The organism is Sphingobacteriales bacterium, from assembly GCA_012517435.1.
Taxonomy (GTDB): Bacteria; Bacteroidota; Bacteroidia; order CAILMK01; family JAAYUY01; genus JAAYUY01.
In genome coordinates, this window is record JAAYUY010000065.1 from 1 (window position 1) to 3,773 (window position 3,773).

Below are 3,773 nucleotides of genomic sequence, written 5' to 3' on the forward strand. Positions count from 1 at the left end.
AAAAAGGGCAAACTTGGATTTGCTGATATAGCTGTTTCAAAACGAAATATTAAAGTCAGTTTTCTTGAAAAAATCGATAAACTTATCGACTGGGAAGAAATTGAAAAAGTGATTTTAAAAAACTATAACCGGGGGAAACGGCCTGACGGACGCCCCGCCTTTACCGGGCTTTTGCTGTTTAAGATGTGCCTTCTTCAGGAATGGTATGGTGTATCCATCAGCCGTATTGAACAAATGATAAACGACAGCGTAAGCCTGAGCCATTTCATCGGCTTAAGCCTTGACGATACCGTTCCATCTTCAACAACACTTTTAAATTTCAGGCAGGAACTGAAAAAAACGGGAGCCTATCAGGAATTAAAAAACATAATAGGAAAAAAATTAGAGCAGGAGCAACTCACCATAAGAAGAGGATTGTACCGTCCACCTGTTTTCATGAAAAAAATGAAGGCTTAATAATTTGTTAAAAAAAATTTAACGTTCGTATAAAATAGTTTTTTTTTGAAAGCTCAATAAAAGAGCTTTTAATCCAAGAAAGAGGAAAAAACTATGAAAATTGACCGGATAATTAAGTCCTTTATTCCGAGGCACAAATTATTTTTCATTTACTTCAGCGAGGCTTCCGCCACCCTTCTTGAAGCCGCAGAATGTCTGAGTGAGATGGTCAAAACCTGTGATTCCAGCGAAAGAAACAGCTATGCAAAGAAGATTAAAGAGCTTGAACATTTTGGCGACAACATCAGTCATAAAATTTACAATGAGTTAAACAATACCTTCATCACGCCATTCGACCGTGAAGACATTTACAAACTGACGTCTACCCTTGACGATGTACTTGATATGATTAATGGTTCGGCCCAGCGCATCATTTATTTTTCAATACAACAGGCGGATGTTGAGGTCATTTCGTTGTGTGATATTGTTGCCATGGCAGCGAGGGAAATTCATTCTGCCATTCTCGATCTGAAAAACTATAAAACCTCACGGACAATACATGAAAATTGTATCAGAATCAATCAATTGGAAAATAATGCAGATGATATTTTCCGGGCATCCATTTCAAAATTAATGAATGAGGAAAAAAATGTAATTGAGCTGATAAAGAAGAAAGAAATACTTGAAACCATTGAAGAAGCAACAGATTATACCGAAGATGTTGCCAACATTATCCTTTCCATTTTAATGAAAATATCCTGAGAAGACCATGGATCCGTTTGTATTGCTGATAACCGTCATAGTACTGGCATTTACATTTGATTTTCTGAATGGATTTCATGATGCTGCCAATGCCATAGCCACCATTGTATCGACAAGGGTTCTCACCCCTTTTCAGGCGGTTCTCTGGGCAGGCTTTTTCAATTTTGTAGCCTATTGGATTTCAGAGTTTAAGGTGGCAGATACGGTTTCAAAGACCGTAAACAGCGATGTCATCACCCTACAGGTAATCATTGCCGGACTGATAGCCGCAATAATATGGAATCTGTTGACATGGTGGCTGGGAATTCCTTCGAGCTCTTCGCATACTTTAATTGGTGGCTTTGCAGGTGCTGCCGTAGCTCATGCAGGAGGATTTGATGTAGTAAATATTGAAAAAGTAACCAAAGTTATAGTCTTTATTTTTCTTGCACCAATGATAGGCATGTTTGTAGCCTATTCCATATCAATTATTCTCATGTGGATCAGCCGAAGAGGGCATCCGCGTAAACTCGACCGGTGGTTCAGGCGGCTTCAGTTGTTTTCGTCAGCCATGTTCAGCATCGGGCATGGGGGTAATGATGCCCAGAAAGTGATGGGTATTATCTCTGCTGCACTGATTGTCTATGTGGCACAAGCGGGATATTCACCGGAAGAAATACCTAAATGGATGTTTGTCGGCCAGAAAATCAATGAAATGGGAAAAATGGAAATTCATCATATTCCCGAATGGGTAGTTATAGGATGCTATTCAGCTATTGCCCTTGGCACCATGTCGGGAGGATGGAGAATAGTTAAAACCATGGGCTCAAAAATTACCAAAATCACCTCTTTTGAGGGAGTTGTTGCCGAAACATCAGGCGCTATCACCTTGTTTGCAACCGAACGACTTGGAATCCCCGTTTCAACTACCCATACCATCACCGGGTCCATTATTGGTGTTGGCATGACAAAACGTTTATCGGCAGTCAGATGGGGAGTGGCACGAAATATTATCATCGCATGGCTACTGACCATTCCTGCCTCCATGCTGATTGCAGCCCTCGTCTATTTCCTTCTTAGTCATTTTATTTGATAATCAATAACTTAACATGAAACTTGATAAAATTTTTCAGGCACTTGTTCCAAAAGAAAAAAAATTTTTCCCTTTACTTGAAACCGCTGCTGACAACCTTGTTTCGTGCTCAGAATTATTTATTAAGCTCATTAAAATAGAAAATATTGAAGAAAGGCTTCCTGTAATAATCCAAATAAAAGAATCCGAAAAAACAGGGGACGAAATTATTAAAACCGTAATTTCCGAACTGAACAGTACTTTTATTGTCCCCTTCGAAAGAGACGACATATTCAACCTGATAACTGCATTGGATGATGTGATAGACGGTATTGACGGTACTTCACAGCGTATCTCCTATCTGCGGCCCAAAATTTTTCCGCCTGAAATAATAGAAATAGCAGATCGCCTGCTTCTTGCCTGTCAGGAAATTAAAGTTGCTGTTCATGGCCTGCAGAATATGAAAAACATCGAAAGACTGAAAGAAAATTGTCAGCGTGTAAAAATCATTGAAAAAGAAACAGATGAATTGTTCCATCTCAGCATTTCAAGACTGATGAAAAATGAAGAGGATCCGGTTGAATTTATTAAAAAGAAAGAAATCCTTGAAGTGCTTGAGGAATGCATTGACCTGACAGAAGATGTTACCGACATCATCAGAGGCATTATTGTCAGATTCGGATGAAAAAAAGCTAATTTGCTCATTAACAATTCCTGTTGAATATTTTTCACCTCCATTGTCCGATTATTTATTACCTTTGGTTAAAAATTTGCGTTCATTGGAAACGTCATTTCAAAAGCTTTGAGGAAATTTTATATCATATTGATTTTCATCTTTTCCGGAATAATGTTGGTATATGCCCAGCAAATCAGGAAATATTATGACGAAGGACTCGAGCTGCTTGAGAAAAAAAATTATCCCGAGGCCATTAAAAAATTCACCTATGCCATAAAGATAAACCCCGACTATAAAGACCTGTTTTTTCAACGGGCCACTGCTTACGAAAAAAACGGAGAATATGCAAAAGCCGCTGATGATTACAAAACATCCGCTGAAAAATATAAAAACAAAGCTTTTTTTTATTTTCAGGCCGGAAAAATGTATTATGCTGCCGGGGATTATTATCCGGCTATTGAAATGCTGCATGTAAGCACCGATCTCGACAAAAAGAATCTGGAAGCATACCTGTTGAAAATCAAAGCGATGCTTACATTAAAAAACTACGATGCAGCTCTTTATGAGTGTAATCAGGCATTAAAACTTAAAAAAAACTCACTGACTTATTATTATCACGGGATTACAGCTTTTTACCTGAAAGATTTTGAGACGGCTGAAGAAGATCTGGAAAAAGCCGTGAAACTGGATATTACCAATCATGAAGCTTTTGCCGGACTGGCAGAGCTTTATTATCAGATAGGTAAAAATGACAAGGCTGCCGATATGATAAACCGCGCCATCATTATCATGCCTGGGAGAGCCGAATATTACCTGCTCAGAAGCAAGATTAAAGTTCGCAAAAATGAC

Annotated in this window: 5 protein-coding genes; all 5 read left to right on the top strand. The window is 38.6% G+C overall.

Going from position 1 to position 3,773, the window contains the following annotated elements:
* Positions 1–456, top strand: a 456-nt coding sequence (locus tag GX437_03720; GenBank protein NLJ06761.1) for a transposase, incomplete at its 5' end; no start/stop codon positions are given.
* A gap of 93 nt (positions 457–549) precedes the next feature.
* A complete protein-coding gene (locus GX437_03725) occupies positions 550–1,197 on the top strand; it encodes a DUF47 family protein (protein NLJ06762.1) in 648 nt (215 codons plus the stop codon).
* Positions 1,198–1,204: 7 nt separating this feature from the next.
* Positions 1,205–2,269: an inorganic phosphate transporter gene (locus tag GX437_03730; GenBank protein NLJ06763.1), complete on the top strand. Its 1,065-nt coding sequence runs from the start codon at positions 1,205–1,207 to the stop codon at positions 2,267–2,269.
* Positions 2,270–2,285: 16 nt separating this feature from the next.
* Positions 2,286–2,933, top strand: coding sequence for a DUF47 family protein (locus GX437_03735; GenBank protein NLJ06764.1), 648 nt, complete (start codon positions 2,286–2,288; stop codon positions 2,931–2,933).
* Positions 2,934–3,050: 117 nt separating this feature from the next.
* Positions 3,051–3,773, top strand: a 723-nt coding sequence (locus GX437_03740; protein NLJ06765.1) for a tetratricopeptide repeat protein, incomplete at its 3' end; no start/stop codon positions are given.

Bases quoted from the DNA above. Each gene is read 5' to 3' on its own strand.
- GX437_03725 (NLJ06762.1), top strand. From the start codon at position 550: ATGAAAATTGACCGGATAATTAAGTCCTTTATTCCGAGGCACAAATTA.
- GX437_03730 (NLJ06763.1), top strand. From the start codon at position 1,205: ATGGATCCGTTTGTATTGCTGATAACCGTCATAGTACTGGCATTTACA.
- GX437_03735 (NLJ06764.1), top strand. From the start codon at position 2,286: ATGAAACTTGATAAAATTTTTCAGGCACTTGTTCCAAAAGAAAAAAAA.